This is a genomic window from Clostridium sp. CS001 (assembly GCF_020443565.1).
In the GTDB taxonomy this organism is placed as follows: Bacteria; Bacillota; Clostridia; order Clostridiales; family Clostridiaceae; genus Clostridium_AD.
The window spans coordinates 19252-39071 of the sequence record NZ_JAIZZN010000031.1 but is presented as its reverse complement, the minus strand read 5'-3'; the positions used below and the strand labels follow the sequence as shown (position 1 = coordinate 39071).

The window sequence follows — 19820 nt, the reverse complement described above, 5'->3', positions numbered from 1 at the left end:
AATCACCTAACATTATAATCTGTCATTACTTCTCTTATCTTATCATTATATTCAATACCACTAATTTCATCTTTAAAATCCGTTACAACCTCATATATCTTATTTATATAATCCTCTTTTGTTGTACAATTTTCTGCAAATGTTTCATAAAGGAATTCAATTCCACCTAAAACATAAGAGTTAAAAAGCTCCATATTCAAAGTATTAGTTTTCACTTCATTACTTTTAGCATCATCTCTAAATGCTCTATCAACCTTATTTTCAATTGTAAATCCTGGTGTTTCATCTAAAAGCATAATTAGACGATATATATACTCGCATTTCTGCCTTTCCGTTGCGAAAGCATCTGCATAGATTCTTGCTCTATCAATAGATTCTAAATCTCTTATTCCTTTTCTTCCATAAAGAAATCCTAGAGCAGCAGCATTCATATATACATCAATGTATCTATTAAAAATAGATGGTCTCTCTTGGTCATTATTTTCTATTCTTTCTTTAACTAAAAATTTTGTATATGTTGCATGTTTGCCAACTAGCGTAAAATCATGCTCAAACATTACTGCCCACTCCTTTTTATATAAGTTAATGTTTCTGTTTTTTTATCAAGATAATACTTTTTACCTACTTTCTTTCCCATAACTGTTTCGGCATAATTCCAATCTTTTGACATAACAAACATAATAACTTGTTCTGCAACCTCAGGTAGTACTCTAGATATATTGATGACATGAGTTTCATCAGCATTAGAAAATGGTGCATCCATAACGAGTGGATAAGGCTCAGAGCTCAGTGCCATTGATGTATCGCCTGATTTGCTTATTATTTTTTCTCTTGCTAAGTCTACAAGACCGGCGATAAATGCAAAATTTTTAACTGTTTCAAGTCCTTTTGATTCATCAGTCTTTATTTCATCATCAGCATATGCAGTAAGTAATGAAACACAATATTTTGAGTCTATAATTACCTTTCTATGTCCATGATACATCTTAGAGAAAATTTCATTCACTTTCATCTCAAGTTTCTCTCTGATACTAAACTCATTTTCATTAAAAGTTACTTTAATCCAATTGTAAATTTCTTCAGCATATTTTATGTACTCAATTGCCTGCTTATTTTTTCCAGTCACCACAATCAAACTATCATACATCTTTTGGTATCTTTCTATATTGGAAGTGCAAATACCATCTTCACGTATCATTTTATCTTTTTTATCATTAAACTCCTTCAGACGTTTCTTTACATCGTTAACCTCTTCCTCATATTTCTTCATATTCTCCTTGCCCTTTATTTCATCACTAATTTCAAGGACTTCATCTCGCCATTCCTGAATACGAGTTTTATACCTATAGATATCTTCTATCTTGGATTGTAAATTAGTATAATATGATTTATTAGTACTATCATAGGTGGATATTTTCTCTTTGAAATTTTTTATTATTGTCCCTATAGACTGTGGAGGCAAAAAGTCAAGTTCCTCCATTAAATGCTTAAATGCATCGCTATCTTTGACAATTTCCGTACCACAAACACATCTTCCTCGTTTAATAATATCGTAAATAGACTGAGCATTCATATCTTTAATACCCTTATCATCTATCTTTGCTTCCTTTAAAATATTTAACGCTCTTTTCGCAAGTGGCTGGACAAAGAAATTTAAAGTATTAGTATTGAAATCTGAAATAAACTTAGAGTATGCTGATTCAAGTGCTATATTTTCAGGTCCTAATTTACGCTCAATGCTCTCTTTTTTACTCTGCAATGAAGCTGTAGACTGATTATCCCTCAATATTTCATCTAATTGCTCTTTCCTCTTTTCGTAATGATTTATTTCACTTTTAACTGTGTCCAACTGTTCAGTAATAACCTGTCTTCTTGACTCTTCACTTTGGATGCGAATTAATGCTTCTGATGCCTTCTGATTTCCTGCTAAATCCATACTTGTTGTGAGTTTGCCTATAACACTACTCTTAAGGCTTTTACTTCCGATATGCTTCATAGCATTATCAAGAACAGATAGACCAAGTAATCCTTTTACAGCTTCTGTTACATCAGCTTTGTTGCTAATACTTCCGATACGCTCTGTATCGAAAAAAAAGTAGTTTGCCAAATCTCTCGGCAGAATTCCATTTATAGTTCTGTCTGCATATATTTGCTTTATTGGTTCTGTTTGTCCATCATTTTTCTTATAAGAGACTTTTGGTGCCTTTATAGGTGTGAGGTGTGTACCTCTAGAATCACAGTTGTAATCTTGAGCTCTTGTTATGATGTATTCTATATTATTATGAATAAGCTCTATCTCTATCTCGACAGTTTCTACTTCACCTACGTTCATCTCATGAGCCACATCTAAGTTTAAGACAAAATCTTTTGTTTCAAAAATTGCAAATCCATACAAACACCAATTAAATGCTTGCAATAACGTAGTTTTACCACTTGTGTTATTACCTAGAATAACAGTAACATTGCATTCTTTGTCACAAGAGAACTCTACACGTTGTTCTCCTCGATACTGTCTAAAGTTTTTCATAGATATTGATTTTAAAAGCATCTTAATTACCTCACTTAATAATTTTTTTTGATTTCATCACTAATTATCTTTCTTATACTTTCGACCATTTCATCATTTGATTTTTCCCTCGTTTTAATATTATCACGTTCAATTTTTAAAATATTAAGTTTCATTTGATTTAGTTTTTTTTGATCAACATTAATTTCTGTAATACTATCAGATATCATCTTCTTCTCCTCCAACTTCATTTATCTTGTAAGCATCTAAAATATCAATAATTATTTGATCAGCCACTGATGGATTCTCTGCGATTGAAGCAAAGTCTTTCATTCTTGAAATTTCCTTACTTGCAAGCGAACGAAGCATCCTTATGTCATCGTCTGTCATGCTATCCATATTATCCAATGTCCTTGGTAGTGTAATAAAATCATAAATCACTGCATGATTTTTACCAGGATATTTTCTTAATACTCTACCTCGTCGTTGTACATACTCTTTCGGATTTGTACTACTTGCTAATATAAAAGCTGTCTTAATACTTGGTATATTTACTCCCTCATCTAAACATCTAATAGCCACCAATGCTTGCAGATGTTTCCCATCAGCAAATGTTGCCTTCAGCACTTCACGTTCCTTTGCTGATTCTTCCGATGTAAATTTTGATATTCTCATTCCAAACTTATTTCCAAGCATATTTGCAACAATATCAATTTGGCGTTTATCTTCATCGTCAATTATACCTTCACTATAACCTGGGTCTTGTAATGAAGCTGCTCCACAATAAACAAGCATTTGTGAATCCTCTTTGTATTTTTCCATAATTTCAGATAGCTTTATAATCTTTTCTTGTGCTCCTGCAACTATCCTTGCTCTTTTAATTAGCAACATTTTCCCCATCTCGCTTATGCAAAGTTTCCCTCTTCTGTCCTTTGAACATTGTTTAAACACTTGTGCTGTAATTTTTTTATATTCTTCAAGTTCATCTTCTGTTAAGCCAACAATTAATGGATAATAATAATAGGGGGTAAGTTTATTTTCATCTATGGCTTGTTTCAATGTGTATTCGATACATTTTTCACCGAAATAATCAAAAAGTTTCGTAGTTCCCTCCTCATCTCCATGTCGTTCAAGTGTTGCAGATAATGCCAATCTGTAAGGAATCTTACAGTTTAAAGTTTTACTTAAATGTTTTGCTCCAAAATTATGAGCCTCGTCAACCATTAAGATTACATTTCCTTTAATTTTATTTATCTGACCTTGAACAAATTCTGAAGAAAATGTTGCATTCGTTGAAATAAAACAAAAATGGTTACTTACACCTAAATTAAAAGAAATAACTCCATCTTTTAATCTACTTTTCCAATCTTTTTGTGAAGAAGCTGAGTAACCAACTATGGCTTTCATCCCAAACTTTGTAATATCCTCAATCCATTGTTCAACTAAATGCTGATATGGGCATACAATGAACACAGCCAGGTTCTTTCCTAAACTATCATATAGCTCTGCCACCGCTCCAAGCCCAGTATACGTTTTCCCTGTACCGGTTGCCATATCAAAAATGCCTCTAAACTTTCTTTTTTTCCATTCACTAATTGCATCTAATTGATAATCATGTAAGTGTAAGTCTTCTGGTATTATTGGACCAATATTTTTTATTTGATTAGTCTCAAGTAAAAAATTTTCATTATTTTCTGAAGGTTCATCTTCATCAATAGCCAACTCAAATTTGGGGTTTACGTACTTTTGAAACATTTCTTTTGCTATCTTGGGAAACTCAATAATCCGAATATTAGGTTCATAGTCATTCCAAATTGCTGAAAAAGCACTTTCTTTTGCAAATACCCTAGCTTTATCTTCTGTCCAAGAACAAAAAACATCTATAGACTCATAATTATAAGTAAAAGCTGTAGTTGTTTCATTCATCGAACCAGTAAATGCTACTATGTTGTTATTTTTATCATAAATCAGTCCCATTTTTTCATGAAAAATACCAATCTTATTAGAATGCTCTATAAAAGCTATTTTAATTTCTAGCTGACCATTAGCAATTAGATTTGCAAGTAAATTCAATCTTTTTTCTTCAAATATATTTTTGGGTTCAATAAGAGAATTAGTCAAAGCTTTTTCAATAATATTATTTCGAACTTCAAACCCTTTATCAATTGCTTCAATATCTTCATCTGATAACCGTGGCGAAGCTACAAGGAGTATTTTCCCTCCATTTTTAATAAGTCCTGTTATTCCTTTGGAAATATCAATAAGTGCTGTTGAAGAGAAAAAACCTACAGCACGTTTATAAAGCACTGCATTTTCAAGCAAAGGTGTATAAAAATCCTTTACAATATTATCACTTAAAGATCTGTATTCAGATTTGATATGTATATCATTAAAATCCAAACTTACACCTCCTTTTAACATCCATAACTATACTATTTAATTTTATATTTTTTAAATTAATCATAGTTCACTAAAACATCTTACTAAGTAATTTACATCATCAATACTATTGAAATACCCTAAACTTATCCTAACAGTTCCACCGACATTCTCTGTATTTATAAAATTATGGATTATAGGGGCGCAGTGATACCCCGTTCTAACCGCAATATTAAAGTCCTGATCAAGTATTTGGCCTAACTCCGTAGGGTTATAACCTTCTAAATTAAGTGAAACGATTCCAATATGATTATTAAGATTCTCTGGTAAATATATTTTTACTCCATCAATACTCTTTAAACCTGCTATTAATGAGCCAGTTAGCTTTAGTTCTTTCTCTTTGATATTGTCTATGCCCATATCATTAAGCCAATCTAGCGATGAATTTAATCCTGCAATTGATAATATATTAGGACTAGCTGCTTCATATTTCGTAGGATACACATCTGGCATTTTAAAATTTAATGAATCTGATCCTGTCCCACCAATGATAAACTCCGAAAGTTTAATTTTACTATTATCAATAAACCCACCTATACCAAATGGTCCATATAGTGTTTTATGTCCTGCGAAAACAAAATAATCAGCCTTTATTTTCTTAATATCAACAGGTATTAATCCTATGGATTGGGAACAATCTAAAGTAATTACAGATTCATATTTCTCAGCAGCCTGGATTATCTGTTCTACTGGTAAAATAAAACCAGTAGTATTGCTAATATGAGACATGAATATAAAATCAGGAAATCTTCTTGAAAACTTCAAATTAAGTTCCTCGACGTTTAATTCAAAGGTTAGTGGATCAAATGGTATCATTTCAATGTTGATATTAAATTTTTCTTTTATATATTCTAATGGTCGCATTACAGCGTTATGTTCAAATGGAGTTACATAAACTGTTTTATTTTCGCTCCATTCTAATCCACCAATTATTTGATTTAATGCGATTGTTGCAGACGCTGCGAAAATAACTCTTTCTACACGATCAAAATTAACTAAGGAAGCTAATTTACTTCTTGTGTCATCGATTATTTTACTTGCATCCCTAGCCAATTTATATGAACCCCTGCCTGCATTAACGCCAAAGTTTCTATAAAACATATCCATATCTTCGTACACTTTATTTGGTTTTGGGAATGTCGTTGCTGCATTATCAAGATAAATTGTTTTCTCCATAATTCACTTCCTTTGACATGTAGGGGTAAACCCTACATGTATTTTTCTAACATTTTCATCAGTATACTTCTCTTTTCATTTACATCGATTGATTCTGCATAATCATCAAAAGCTTCCTCAATATTGTTATATAGAGTGCTTCCTATTGTAGAAATTTCGCTACCCTCAAAAGTTTTACGAACCCTTTTATCACCAACTAAAACACTAATGTCATAAGAATTGCTAATCTTTGTTTTTACTTCTTTCTTATAATTTGTGATAGTTTCTTTTATATCTTTTATGTCATGCAAATAACTTTTTAATGTGTCATCTTGCCAATCTTCAATGCTAAGCCCTGTAACAGCTTTAGCTAATTTTTCAATTATAACGTCATCACTTAACTTTGATATTGTTGGAATGATACTCAGTATACTATTTGCATTAACATCGTATAGATGTTCAATATTATCCTTATCCAGCCCCTTATACCAATTTTCCAAAGTAGTTCTAAATTCACCTTTATATCCTTTTTCAAATATATCTTTTGTTTCAGATATCAAGTAACCTTTAGTACATTCAATAAAATTATCCAATTCATTTTTAATAATAGTCACTCTATTGATGCATTTCTTCAAATCTGTTACTTTTAAAATCTTATTTTGCAATTTATTTAGTAATAGATCCCTAGGGTTAATATCAAACTTTAGAAGTTCCCTCCTGAAATTTACAATATCAGTATCAATCTGCTTATTTTGATTATAAGGTACTACTTTGTATTCTTTTGAATACTTAGCTAAGCTATATAACCAGTTTTGCATTGCCTCAAGTATTGAGGTGTATCTACTATAACCTGCATCTTTTTTTGATTTATATTCACTAAACAAATTATCAATATTAGTTATATAATCTTCATTTGCTTTTGAACCTTTTTCTAATAAAATAAAGTACTTATCTGGATTATCATTAATTCTGTTTAAAGTTTCGATGGACAACGGAACTTCTTTATCTCCAAAATAAATTACTATTTTTTCTAAATAATCTTTCATTTTAAGTGACATATAAATAGGGATTATTCCAGCCCTTAATCCATACTTATACTCTGAATCATAAAGTATTTTATATAAATCTGAAAAACATATTTTGTCTTCCTCACTACTTATTATAAAATTCCTAATTACATCCAAAATCTCATTTAAATAAGCATCTTCACTTTCTGATCCATCGAGTAGTCCCTTCCTCTTTATTGCAATCCTAAAAATTGTTGTTTCAGGACCATTTCCTTCAGTAATAAATCCGTTACCTTTCTCCATTTCATCAAAAATGTACTGTACTATTTTATTTCTAGCCTTTAATATTTGGCTAGAAATCTTATTTTTGTTGATAAGCTCATTATTAACTACTGGTGTCTTACTAAATACCTCAAAACAAATATCAGATATCTTTCTGTTTAATTGGTATTCTTTTTTTATATCTAAAATTTCACCATTAAAATCATAATACTTACATAGTCCATTTTTAATATCGTAATTAACAGATACATAGTCTTCAATATCTTCTGTTATATCATCTTCAAATATTTCTATTTCTTGAGCTGCAAGTTCATTTTCATTAAATTCAATATCACTTTTCAAAGATTTTATCGATACCAATTCTCTTACTTCTTCATCTTTAGAAAAAATATTATTTAAACTGCATAATATAATTCTAGGATCATTTAACTCGTTTAATTTTTTAAGTGCTACTTCTTTTTCTTCCTTAGAGCAATGAATTAAGTAAAGGATTATTCCATCAGAATTGCTTTCTGAAATTAGATCCTTTATTGTTCTAATATTTATGAATTCATTTACGGTAATAAAGTCTTTCTTAAAATATCTAATCATTTCTTTTTCATCATTATATCTCTTTGGCAATTCAAATCCCAAGTTGACTATATTATCTAGTACCTCTTTAATGTTTATTTTACTTGAATTAAGATTTTTTCTATCATTAATCTTTTTAATTATATTAAGTTCACTTCCAGGTAAAAATCTATAATTACCGTTGCTTTTCTTCCTTAAGATAATATGTTTATTAATAAGCTGCATTATTGCAGTATCAAAATTATCATTAGTTAGCCCTAGTGATGCTCTCAAATATAAGTCAGTAGGAGAAAGCTGTTGAAATTCATTTACTATATCAATTGCGGCTATGCTTTTAATTATTTTCTGCTCATCTTCAATGTTAGTTTTTAATAATGCACTATTAGCTTTTAACCAAACAGTATGAACACTTTCATTAAAAACTTCTTTTTTAAATAGTGCTTCAAAATAATCATATATCAAATCTATGGTTAGAAATTCAGCCCTTCCATTATTAGAATTGATAAAATTTACTAAACTTCCTTTTTCATCTTTAGATAAAAAGGTAAATAGAGTTCTTTCATTCTGCGCAACTTTTTCACTAATTCTAGGAAGTACATAACTACTTATAGGATTTAAAGGAAAACATCCATCACCAATTAAACTAAGATAGTTATCCACATCATTAAAAATTGTTGTATTTTCACATTGATTCAAAACCGTATTTATTTTGTCATAATTGTTAGTTTTAAACGTTTTAAACTTCTTTTCGTCTTTTATTATTGCATTTGCAATTAGCTCATAATTTTGTTGTGAAGAAGAAGTGAAGTATATCTCTTTAAACCTACCCTCAACACCTCTCCAGGCATTTATTTTTTCTTTAGGTAAGTCCGATATATAATCATTTACACTTTTATGAGTTATACAAGATAAATGAATTTGATTTTTTCCACTTCTATTAGCAAGCTCCGCAAAATCCTGAATAAGTTTAATATCTCTTGCTGAATTTCTTGTTATACTTGCCTCAAGAAACTTACTAAATTCATCAAACACAACAAATATACCGTTGAAATTATGGGATTCACATAGTTTGCAATTTAATTCTTCAAATAAACGAATTATATCTGAATTAATCAAAGGATTAAATTCTGTACCTGATGTGACTTTAGGATGAATTTCCTTAAATATTTCATATGCCTCATCATTGTAATTATTTATTTTATTCGTGAACATCTTAATATTTAGATCAACATCTTTGAGTTTTTCTTTGAAATTTATATATGTTTCATTGTATTCATTTTCCCATATTTTAACTGTTTCAATTATTGCCTCAAAATACGTTTTAGGTCTTAATTCATTCAGCCCTTCACGCTCTAATGCATCCTTAATTCCAACCAAAAATGCTTGATTTAAATCATAGTAATTGCTATTAATTATAACTGGAAGCAATTTTTTATTTTGACCTCTTATCTCTAAAATCATTTTTTTTACTTCATCGCTTATATTTCCGATCTTATTACATAATACATCCAGTGTTTCTTGTCCTTCAGTATTATTATTCATTGAAATTATAGCTAAAAGAATCAGTAACAAATGAGATTTTCCTTTACCATATGGTCCTACAAGTATTGAAGCCCTATCCTTACTATCGTAATAAATACTAGTTAAATATTTCTTTAAGATCTCAACTGATGCACTAGTAGGAATATATCCTGTTACCTTTGAGTATTTATTCAAATCATATTGAAGATTAATCGAGTATTGAAACCCCTCGTCCGCTTTTATAAAGTCTTTATATAACATCATCTGTCCCTCATTCCATTAATTGTTCATAATACTCTCTTATTATGTCTTGTTTATCATATTTCCCAGGGTATACTTGATTTAACCCGGCAGTTCTATTTATTCCTATATATCCAGCATTTTTTAGCAAATCCAAATATTCATTTAACAAATTTCTATCTAAGTTTAGAACCATTCCTGCGTTACACTTATCAGTTAAAATGTTTTCAATGCTTATACTTTCTGCGCCTTTTAAATTATCTAAAATTATATAGAGTACTACAAATTTATCTAATTTATCCATTGAAGGCTTTGTTTTTAAAATAACTTCCTTCCCATGATTTGAAACGCTCTTCGCTAATAATCCCAATTCATTAAGTGGACAAGATGTATTTTCTTCAGGGTTCTTATTTTCTTTTTTATTATCAACATAAGTCTTTATAATGCACTCACAATCATCAAATAAAGAACTTTCAGAAAACGTCATATTATTTGTAGATCTCTTTAATGCATAAATCATTTCATTTTTTAAATCCTCTTTTGTAAATTCATTAACAGTAACTTCATTGAAAAACAAATACCAAGAAGTACAATTTTCTCTATTAGTCACCAACTTATAATGAATAATCCATAATGAAAATATATCCTCAAAATAAGGGTCTTTATCTAAAATAATCTCACCAAGATTTTTAGTAAGCCTCTGCTCTCTTTTATTGCCTGCAACTTTTTCTTCTTCGGTTAAGCCACAAGCTTGTAGCCAATATCTAAGCGCCTTAACCATACTAACCCCTATACCTAAAATGTCTGTTGCATCCTCCCTTATAAAGATTCTGCAATCCTTATGAACATTTTTTATTCCTTTTCTTAACCAACCTTCTCTAATATAGAAACTCTCATGTGCTTTTAATCTTATTTTAACTATAGTATCTTCCAAGTCTAATCTCCCCTCTTAGTTGCTAGGACTTTTCTCATATAACAACCACCATCAAAATGATTTATACACTCCCCACAACGAACGCACTTTATATCATCAATGGTATAAGATAGTTCTCCATTTGTGCTGTCATTGGATTTTTTAATTGTTATAGCGTTATGCTTACAAACGCTTTCACATGCAAGGCAGCCAACACACATCTGAAATTTTGTTATCTGGCATTCAATTTTTAATTTAGCATTTTTTATATTTTTAGTTTTAAGTAATGGTAGCTTTAGTATTGAAACCTTCAATAGATTACTTCCTATTTTTCCCTGCAATCTTATTATTGGATTGTTTTGATTATCTAAAACAAAAACTTCCCCCAGCCTCTCATTCCCCATTTCCTTTGATATCTTTCCAAAGGGCTTAAATAATTCATATAGATCTTCAGAGATACTTCTCTTTAACTCATAATTAAAAGAATTTTCCTCTATAGCACAGGGTTTAAATGAAATAAATGAGTTTTTACTAAACTCTACCCCATTTCCGCCTTGTCTTGCTTTCCAGCTTCCCTCATCAATATAAACTTCTGCATCTAGTTTTCCAATTTTCTTTGCGAAGCCAACTAAGAAATTTCTCCATTTTTCATATTGCTCAGGCATGTATATGCTGGATAAGTATTGCGCCCAGTTACTATTGTTAGGGCAACACCAGCATCCAACTCTAGCATAACCTAGTCTATATGCATCATTAAAATCTATACCAGTTGTTAACATATACAGCCAAACATCAAAGTCATACCAATCTATAATTGGCGACATAACCTTTTGCTTCGTTATTTTAGGGCTATCTGATTCTCTATCATATTTACTTCTACTGCTAGATTCACTTCTTCTAATTCCATGAAAAGTAATTATCTTTTTCTTATCTTTAAAAGTAGAACTTATTTTCCTTGTAATTGGGCCTGTCTTAAAAACAGTGCAACACCATCTCATTACTCTACTCGGTGGTCCAAGAGTGTCGCACAAGTCATAGAATTCTTTCTCTTTATTTTCAGCAGTAAGCATCGGTGTATATCTATTATTCGATTTGAATCTTTTAATATACTCATGCGTAAGCGGAAATTCTAGCGTTGTATCACCAAAAATATGAATTATCTTAGGTTCGCTTAGTGCTTTAACTACTAAATCTTGAGTAACCGTTGAGTCTTTTCCACCACTAAATGATATAAAAAGCTCATCTAATTCATAACCATAAGAAACTTCATTTATAAACTTAGTAGCTTCAGATACCATTAAGTTAAATCTTTTTTTATTTGCTTCAATAAATTTTGCTATATTATTATTAAAATAATCATAATTATTTTCATCTTTATATTTATTTAATTGTTCAATTACACTGTTAGCATCCTTTTTCATTAATTTGGTTATGGATAACTTTAACCTCACACCATCAACAATATACCTGTTCCCCGTACTATTCCAAACAGATGAGTTTATATATTTAAAGGGTTCTCCAATTAAAATCTCTAAAAGGAGTCTTTCTTCTGGGAAAACAGGCCTTAAGTCTGTAGTTAAAGGTTCTGAATTTGCTCCACACACATCACATATTTCATCATAAATTGGTACATTACAATTCTTACACCAATAAATTCTTGATTCAGCATTTGTCCTTTCATTACAAATTGGGCATTCGCTTGTTTCACAGTCTATATTGCAACTTTTACAAATATATTTAATCATACATAAATCTCCTTATTATGCTCACTTCAATTCTCAATACTCTATCAATTAATATTTCCAATTATTATATCTTTTTATATCCAATTAATTGTAGAATCTAGGTACATTTTATCAAACTACAATATATATAGCAAAGTAATTTGTTTCCAAGTATTACCCATTCAAAGCATTCTAACACATTAATCTTGCTAAATAAGGCGAATACTGTCGCATTGCAAATTAAACCTAGTGCCACCCACATGGCAAGTGGCAAGTTGTAATTATTACACTCTCACCGGCAATGCTTTAACCCATTCCCTAAGGATACTCAAATTTCTTTTCCTCAATTCTTCAAGCTGAGCCATGGATAGGTTTAATTTCTTTCTAACATATATAGAAGTTATATTTGTTCTACCACCCGAACATTTCATGGTAAATCCCTCTGGTACCGTTACTTCATTTATAATTCCACTCATAAGAAAATAGGCAGAATAAGACGAATTTAATGTAGGGTGGCCACAGCAGCAAAATTCAGTTTTATATCCCTTTTTATTTAAATCAAAAATTATATCAAGCATTGGAGTATCCATCTCACTAAGAGATCTTAAGCATTTTCTGCAGAAAGTCTCCCCTTCCTTATGGATTGTTAAGCACTTCATGCAAGCCATGGTTTTATCATTCTCTTTTGCATTAATGCAATCTATACTTTCAAAAGGTACTAAGCTTTCCTTTAGCTTTTTTAAAAGCATATCATCTATCTCTTTTCTTTTTTCTGGAACTGTATAATACAATGCACTTGTATTATATTTTCCAACCCTGTCTCTTTTGTCCTGTCTTATATATCCATCCTTTGTCAAAGAATCCACCAATATAGGAATATCCCATAGATCTATCCCCACCATATTTGAAAGTGCAAACAAATGTTGTGCATGCTTCTCCCTTCTTAGATATATTAACGCGCTATGTCTACAGTCTTCAGAAACCTCACCTATAAGATATTTATTAATATATTCTTCCGGGAATCCTTCTTCCCTCATTCCAGCCTCAACCTTGCTAATGTATTCTTCCGAGGCTTTCACTCCACTTCGCTCTTTATTAACTACGGTATAAACAATTACTTCCACCATTTCTCCAGCCAGATTAACACTTACAGTTTTTCGTGCATAAGCGCCGTTACTAACCCCTTCTCTTCTATCAATTGCTCTAAGTGCCCTATCACTAACTTCTATTACAAGTCCAAGAACATAGTCCTTATCTCTTGAATCTACAACATCAAGTACCCCACCCTTCCATTTAGCGGATTTCTTTGTAAATGCTAACTTATATTTTTCAAGCTTTCCTATCCCAAGTACAACATAATCCTTCTGCGCACCGTCTTCCTTCAAAGTCTTTTCAATTTCCATCCTATTTATTAAACTCCCATAAGCAAATACCAGGTTCATAATTAACATCTCCTTACTAATTATTGTTTATAAGTATATAATATATCAATAATCAAATGAGTTTCGGACGCTAAGCGTACTTTCTTTATCTTCTATAATGTTTTTAATAGGTATTACAGTTTCCACCTTTTCTTTTGAGATAACTTGTATATTAGAAGAATCTTTAACCCGTACCCTTCCCTCTGCTACAAGAACATCCTCATCCCCATGATCAGAGGCATAAGTAACAATTATAATCTTGCTGCACTTCTCATAGTAGTGATACCTATTTATCTGGTTTTCTTCAAATATTTCTTCTTCACTATGGTATCTTTGTTTCCTATTTTCAAAAGTTATAGGTTCTTCCCAGGTTTCTATAAATTCATTTATAATATTTTTTGCATAATCTGAAAGCTGCGAATACACCCAGTTACTTAAATCATTAAGTATATTATCATATTGGGTATTCTTTGAAATCTTTTTAATCCCAACAGTTAACGCATAAACTTGAGTAAGATTAAGTGGCATAAATACAGGATGCATCGTAGACTTATACTTAAGTTGTTGCTTACCATCACTGCTTCTTTCCCTATCCACTTCTATCTTTATCTTCTGGTTTTGAAATTCAATTCCGTTATCTAGTGCAGTCAAGTCTGGTCTAATATTTTTCTCATTTAACCAGTAGTGCTCTTTAAGCGCATCCATTGTTTTTGCTGTTCCCTGTAGGTATTTTACAATATCTAATTGCCTTTCTATATCAGATTCAAAGGCCTTCCTATCGGGACAAATCTCATCAATAATAAAGCGTGTACCATAATTTCTATTTAACCAAGTAAAATACAATTTTAACCGATCATAGCTTTTCTTTTTATCTTGGCAATGCCTCATTGTTTCCTCTACTGCATCTACAAAGGTAATCCAATCCCAAGAATTAGCTTTTAGATCTAACACTAACTCATACTTTTTACCCTTCTCATTTAGCTTTCCTTTAATACAAGCTAAAAAATTATTTATAAGTAAAGTTGTACATACTGTTTTTTCCTTTGAATCTCTTATTTCACTTAGATATTTATCTATACTTTGATTAAATGTTATTTTCATTTTTAGCCATCCTTTTTAAATTAAAATTAGTGCCACCCACATGGCAAGTGGCAAGTTACTTTACAATTCTTCTTCCATAATATCATTCCAGAGGGCAAAATAATTGCCTCTTCTATCAAAATAATAAAAGCCATTAAAAATGTATATCACATTTTCATGGCCTTTATAAATTGATTTTAATTTCTTCCATACCGTTTTTCTTTCATTAAAACGTTATTTTCTAAGACCCTTAACAAATTCAACAGTTAACCCTGTTTTAGCTGAAATTGTCTCATCATCAAGAACGTCTAATAAACTCTTAGCTACTTTTTCTATCCCTTCTTCTCTTCCTTTTTCCATTCCTTCTGCTCTCGCAGTTTCTTCTCTTGTTAACTGATCCATAATTTCTGCTTGTCTAGCGTCGTATGCCATCCTAGCTTCTTTGCTTTTACTCACTCTTTTGAGGATTTCATAGGCAGTTTTTATATTTTCATTTTTTTCTGCAAGCATTTCAAGCCCCTCCTTTGAATTTGCATCTAAAAACTTGATCCAATCTATAACTTTGTTATCAGTATTTTTTAAGTTTGCAAGCCTTGCATAAGAACGTAGATATTATAGCCCTATTTTAAAATTTCAAATTCTCCTTTAAATGCTGTCTTTCTGGAATGTATTTTTTTATAATGCTCTATCAAATTCGTTTTAGCTCCACAATTACCATTCAACTCCATTATTTCTCCTAGTGCAGATATAAGTGTTGCTGCTTTGTAATAGCTTCCCCTAAATCCTCCACCTACAACTGCATCAGTTCTTTTATCAACCTCTGAATGTAACCAAGTTATATACTTTTCACATTGTTCACTAGTTATTTTAATTTTGTCCTTCCATATTAAAAAACGTTCAAAAAAACTTTTATCATCCTTCGAATAATTTAGCCTATATTCTAAGCCTTCTATTAATTTTTCACTTGCTTTAGAAATGCTATTACTTTTGCCTAAATATAGAATAAATAATGGTACAAATATACCTTTAATATTATCACTCCAACCTAAATAAGTTTTATCTTTCTTACATTCTTCATAAATATACTCAAATTCTCCATTAAAGAAACAAAGTATTTTTTTATATTCCATTGAAATATTATTCATTTTCATTTGATTGTTAATGTTATCAAAATCTATATATGATTTTTCAGGTAATATTCTTAGTTGCATAGTGCTAATATCTGTTATATTCTCGTAAGTTTCCGCTTCAAAAAGTCTTAAATAGTGGTTTAGTGTTGATTCCGAATGAAAAGCTGCTTTATAGCATTCCCAAACAATTTTTGTATGGCCTAATCCTTTCGCAGCCATTGCAGTTAAATCTGCCACCTTTCCCCTAACAATTAACTCTTCATTCAATAAGCTAATTGCCTCTAATCCTACTTTTTCACATTCAGCATCTTTGCTTTCATCAATTAAGTATTCACATGCTTTTAAGTACAAAATAGGATGCTTTTGTACCATTTCGTGAGCTATGTCACATAACATTTTGATGCCTCCTTGAAGCATACAAGATTCAAAAATCAAGTTTCCTGCTAAGTCTCCATCTTCACACTTTAAGAAAACAATCCATTCTTCTAAAAATATGTCTATTTCTACTAATTCTTCTGGACCTATAGTAAAAAACTCTTCTAGCTTTATATCTTTTGAAATATTCAATTTCATATAACTATAAATTGCCTGAACCCTGGCTTTTCCATTAGACATTTGATATTTTGCATATAGCAAGTTAAGAACTATTTCCTTCAAATTTAAAGAAACCAAGTTTTCATCAACTAATTCTTCTATCCCTAATTCCATTGTCTCTTCTGAGTCACTATCATATGCTTGAAATACCATATTTATAAGCAAATCATATAAACCTAAAGCTTTTTCATATTCCTTTTGATATAATAGGTCTTTGGCTACTTGAAATGCAGAAGTTAGCTTTTTTCCTATTTCACAAGTATCATAATACTCATAGGAATCATCTTTCCAATAATTTTCATCATATTGTTCACTATAGCTACATTCAAAATAAACATCTCCATTTTGTACTTCTTCACACCACTTTTGTATCTCTTTGATATCATGTATAATTTCATCACAGTTATTTTCACCATTTAGAGAATTTAAAAATTTACATCTTTCATCTTCCTGAATTGTACGTGCTAAGTTATGAATCCACTTTTCCTTCTCACTTTCAGTCATAGTAGCTAGTTTTTCATCCACCTCTTTGATAAACTCATTATAATTCATTTTTATTACATCCTTCTTTCATTAAAATATTATTTTCTAAGCCCCTTAACAAATTCAACCGATAACCCTGTTTTAGCTGAAATTGTCTCATAATCAAGAACGTCTAATAAACTCTTAGCTACTTTTTCTATTCCTTCTTGCATTCCTTCTTTCCTCGCACTATTTTCTCTTGTTAACTGATCCATAATTTCTGCTTGTCTAGCTTCGTATGCCATTCTAGCTTCTTTGTTTTTACTGACTCTTTTAAGGATTTCATGGGCAGTTTTTATATTTTCATTTTTTTCTGCAAGCATTTCCCCGCCTCCCCATTTGCAAACTCTATCCTTGGTAGCTGTCTCAAAGTGAGGAATATAGGAGCATAGCTTCTGAGCTTCTTCTTTACCAAGTGCTATACCAAGCTCCTTGCAAAGCCCTTCTATATATTCACGCTTTGCTATAACAGAAAGCCATTCTTTAGGGATATCATCATAACCATAATATAGCCCAGCAAGACCGCCTGCAACTGCTGCAACAGTATCTGTATCCTCACCAAGATTCACAGCTAATAAAGCACAATCTTTATAGCTTTTTGTGTTTAATAAGCACCAAATAGCCGCTTCTATTGTATCAACTACATATCCGCTACTTTTGATATTATTAATAGGTATTTCTGCAAAGGACTTATCATTTAGCCTATTATAATTATGTAGCTCCACTTGAAACTCATCATGCCTTTCGTAGTATTCCATTGCATTATAAATCCCCATTTCGACTGCTTCAGAAAGATCTCTACCTTCTAATAGCATACTGGCAACAGATATATATATTCCACAAGCAATTAAGCTACGTTTATGCCCATGGGTAAGAGCTGAAACCTGATGAATTATGTTCATAGCTTCATCACTTTGTGTGAATTCTGCGCCATAATTAGCTTTAATATAAAACAAAATGGGCAAAATTCTCATAAGCGACCCATTGCCGTTATCATTTTCAGATAATCCACCGCAATTCAGAGGGCTTTCTCCATCTTCAAACCGTCTCAAGGCTTTTCTTGTTGCATTTCCTACATCAAAAACCTCTCCATGAGCTGTGTATTCTGCATCATTAATCCACTTCAAGAATTTATCCATTATATCCTTGTAATCAAGGCCCTTAGAAAGACTATCTAAAAGACATAATGTCATACTAGTATCATCAGACCAGGTCCCTGCTTTCTGGTTATGAGTGCCATAGGAGCGCATATTAATTACTGGATTTCCTCTTAATGTTTCTCTGTTTTGAAATTCTACTGGAACACCCAAAGCATCAGCTACGCAGCCGCCCATTATTCCGTTTAAAATATAGTGCCACCCACGTGGCAAGTGGCAAAATGTACATCCTGTCATGGATATCTCCTCCTAAACTTCTACAACTTTTAGATATTATTGCCTATATGCAATTAGTTTCTTCATATTAGGTGTAATATCCTTTAATAGTATCATGTTGTAAGCAAGTAAATTTGCCTTCAATATTTATCTTTTTTAAAATAATTCAACACATGCGAATATTTGTTCTTATGCTGGTAATAATAATATTATTATAATATATCTTATCACAGTGAAAATTTGATATAATGGAGAGTGTACAAATGAGCTTTAAGAAGAAAATAAACGATATCCATGATAAAAGTTATAAGGATTTGTTTTCAACTAAGGATACCTTTTTATCTTTACTCAATACCTTTGTTCAAGGCGACTGGGTAGATAAATTAGATGCAGACAAATTAATACTCATTGATAAATCATATATTTCATCAGATTATGAAAAATCAGAATCTGACATAGTATATCAAACAACTATCGGATCAGACAATGTAATTTTCTATGTACTTCTAGAGCTTCAATCTAGTGTAGATAATACTATGCCTATTCGATTGTTAATGTATATGGTAGAATTATGGAGAGATGTACTAAGAAATAGTGAGAATAGAGAAATCAGAAGAAAAGATTATCGGCTTCCTGCCATTGTTCCTATAGTTCTTTATAATGGTAGGAAAAAATGGACTTGTGCTAGGTGCTTTAAGGATATCATTAATGAAAGTCAATTATTTGGCGATAACATCTTAAATTTCAAATATGTATTAGTTGATATAAACAGATACTCAAAGGAGTATTTGTATGAATTTAAAAATATAGTCGCAGCCATATTTTTATTAGATCAAGATATTGATGCCATGGAGTTTTTACAAAGATTAAAGGATATAGTTGTTAATTTCAGCAAATTAACTGCTGAGCAAAAACTCTTATTAAAGGGTTGGATCAAAAATACCACTAATAACAATGAAGTAGTAGATATGAACACATTAGTAGAAAATATATTTAATAATGAAAATGAGGGGGTTACAATTATGGTTTCTAATGCATCAAACATCTTTAATAAATTAAAAAACGATGCAATAAAAGAAGGTTTAGAAGAAGGAGTTCGAGAGGGTCTTAAAGAAGGCATTAAAGAAGGCATTAAAGAGGGCATTAAAGAAGGTATTAAAGAAGGTGAAGCTAAGGGTAAATCCGACCTACTTATCACTCAATTAACAAAAAAATTCCATGGCCTTTCTGATTACTATCTAAGTAAGATTAAAGAATTGCCAGAGGAAACAATTGAGCTAATAGCAACGGATATTTTCGATTTAGAAAAAATCGAGGATATAGACAAATACTTATAGGAAATG

Annotated in this window: 13 protein-coding genes and 1 pseudogene; 1 reads left to right on the top strand and 13 read right to left on the bottom strand. The window is 30.9% G+C overall.

The window, feature by feature from the left end:
* Positions 1-2: 2 nt before the first annotated feature.
* The 13 genes and pseudogenes from LGK97_RS16570 to LGK97_RS16510 form a co-directional block, all read right to left on the bottom strand.
* On the bottom strand, positions 3-557 hold the full coding sequence (locus tag LGK97_RS16570) for a hypothetical protein (protein WP_226260860.1): 555 nt from the start codon (positions 555-557) through the stop codon (positions 3-5).
* On the bottom strand, positions 557-2548 hold the full coding sequence (locus LGK97_RS16565) for an AAA family ATPase (protein ID WP_226260859.1): 1992 nt from the start codon (positions 2546-2548) through the stop codon (positions 557-559). Before LGK97_RS16565 ends, LGK97_RS16570 begins: the two co-directional genes overlap by 1 nt.
* Positions 2549-2562: 14 nt before the next feature.
* The gene (locus LGK97_RS16560) at positions 2563-2736 is read right to left on the bottom strand and encodes a hypothetical protein (protein ID WP_226260858.1); all 174 of its coding nucleotides are present in this window, start codon (positions 2734-2736) and stop codon (positions 2563-2565) included.
* Complete coding sequence (locus LGK97_RS16555) at positions 2726-4906, bottom strand: DEAD/DEAH box helicase family protein (protein WP_226260857.1); 2181 nt, start codon at positions 4904-4906, stop codon at positions 2726-2728. The genes LGK97_RS16560 and LGK97_RS16555 overlap by 11 nt, the downstream gene beginning before the upstream one ends.
* A gap of 60 nt (positions 4907-4966) precedes the next feature.
* Positions 4967-6121 (bottom strand): aminotransferase class V-fold PLP-dependent enzyme, encoded by a 1155-nt coding sequence (locus tag LGK97_RS16550; protein WP_226260856.1) that lies wholly within the window; start codon positions 6119-6121, stop codon positions 4967-4969.
* A 32-nt stretch (positions 6122-6153) separates the two neighbouring features.
* Positions 6154-9744, bottom strand: coding sequence for a hypothetical protein (locus LGK97_RS16545; protein ID WP_226260855.1), 3591 nt, complete (start codon positions 9742-9744; stop codon positions 6154-6156).
* Between the two features lie 7 nt (positions 9745-9751).
* On the bottom strand, positions 9752-10654 hold the full coding sequence (locus tag LGK97_RS16540; protein ID WP_226260854.1) for a DUF4007 family protein: 903 nt from the start codon (positions 10652-10654) through the stop codon (positions 9752-9754).
* A gap of 2 nt (positions 10655-10656) precedes the next feature.
* A complete protein-coding gene (locus LGK97_RS16535) occupies positions 10657-12378 on the bottom strand; it encodes a phosphoadenosine phosphosulfate reductase family protein (protein WP_226260853.1) in 1722 nt (573 codons plus the stop codon).
* A 263-nt stretch (positions 12379-12641) separates the two neighbouring features.
* The gene (locus tag LGK97_RS16530) at positions 12642-13799 is read right to left on the bottom strand and encodes a gamma-glutamylcyclotransferase family protein (RefSeq protein WP_226260852.1); all 1158 of its coding nucleotides are present in this window, start codon (positions 13797-13799) and stop codon (positions 12642-12644) included.
* Positions 13800-13844: 45 nt separating this feature from the next.
* A complete protein-coding gene (locus LGK97_RS16525; protein ID WP_226260851.1) occupies positions 13845-14879 on the bottom strand; it encodes a hypothetical protein in 1035 nt (344 codons plus the stop codon).
* 213 nt (positions 14880-15092) lie between these two features.
* A pseudogene (locus tag LGK97_RS16520) lies at positions 15093-15428 on the bottom strand (PD-(D/E)XK nuclease family transposase); the annotation flags it as partial.
* A 50-nt stretch (positions 15429-15478) separates the two neighbouring features.
* Positions 15479-17134, bottom strand: a complete 1656-nt coding sequence (locus LGK97_RS16515; protein ID WP_226260850.1) for a hypothetical protein — start codon at positions 17132-17134, stop codon at positions 15479-15481.
* A 29-nt stretch (positions 17135-17163) separates the two neighbouring features.
* Positions 17164-18498: an ADP-ribosylglycohydrolase family protein gene (locus LGK97_RS16510; protein WP_319001581.1), complete on the bottom strand. Its 1335-nt coding sequence runs from the start codon at positions 18496-18498 to the stop codon at positions 17164-17166.
* A 242-nt stretch (positions 18499-18740) separates the two neighbouring features.
* On the opposite strand from LGK97_RS16510, the gene LGK97_RS16505 reads away from it, so the two are divergent.
* The gene (locus LGK97_RS16505) at positions 18741-19814 is read left to right on the top strand and encodes an Rpn family recombination-promoting nuclease/putative transposase (protein ID WP_226260849.1); all 1074 of its coding nucleotides are present in this window, start codon (positions 18741-18743) and stop codon (positions 19812-19814) included.
* Positions 19815-19820: the final 6 nt, after the last annotated feature.

What these genes read in the sequence shown, in the direction of transcription:
- LGK97_RS16570 (WP_226260860.1), bottom strand. Translation starts at nt 557, where the DNA reads ATGTTTGAGCATGATTTTACGCTAGTTGGCAAACATGCAACATATACA.
- LGK97_RS16565 (WP_226260859.1), bottom strand. Translation starts at nt 2,548, where the DNA reads ATGCTTTTAAAATCAATATCTATGAAAAACTTTAGACAGTATCGAGGA.
- LGK97_RS16560 (WP_226260858.1), bottom strand. Translation starts at nt 2,736, where the DNA reads ATGATATCTGATAGTATTACAGAAATTAATGTTGATCAAAAAAAACTA.
- LGK97_RS16550 (WP_226260856.1), bottom strand. Translation starts at nt 6,121, where the DNA reads ATGGAGAAAACAATTTATCTTGATAATGCAGCAACGACATTCCCAAAA.
- LGK97_RS16545 (WP_226260855.1), bottom strand. Translation starts at nt 9,744, where the DNA reads ATGATGTTATATAAAGACTTTATAAAAGCGGACGAGGGGTTTCAATAC.
- LGK97_RS16535 (WP_226260853.1), bottom strand. Translation starts at nt 12,378, where the DNA reads ATGATTAAATATATTTGTAAAAGTTGCAATATAGACTGTGAAACAAGC.
- LGK97_RS16530 (WP_226260852.1), bottom strand. Translation starts at nt 13,799, where the DNA reads ATGAACCTGGTATTTGCTTATGGGAGTTTAATAAATAGGATGGAAATT.
- LGK97_RS16525 (WP_226260851.1), bottom strand. Translation starts at nt 14,879, where the DNA reads ATGAAAATAACATTTAATCAAAGTATAGATAAATATCTAAGTGAAATA.
- LGK97_RS16515 (WP_226260850.1), bottom strand. Translation starts at nt 17,134, where the DNA reads ATGAATTATAATGAGTTTATCAAAGAGGTGGATGAAAAACTAGCTACT.
- LGK97_RS16510 (WP_319001581.1), bottom strand. Translation starts at nt 18,498, where the DNA reads ATGACAGGATGTACATTTTGCCACTTGCCACGTGGGTGGCACTATATT.
- LGK97_RS16505 (WP_226260849.1), top strand. Translation starts at nt 18,741, where the DNA reads ATGAGCTTTAAGAAGAAAATAAACGATATCCATGATAAAAGTTATAAG.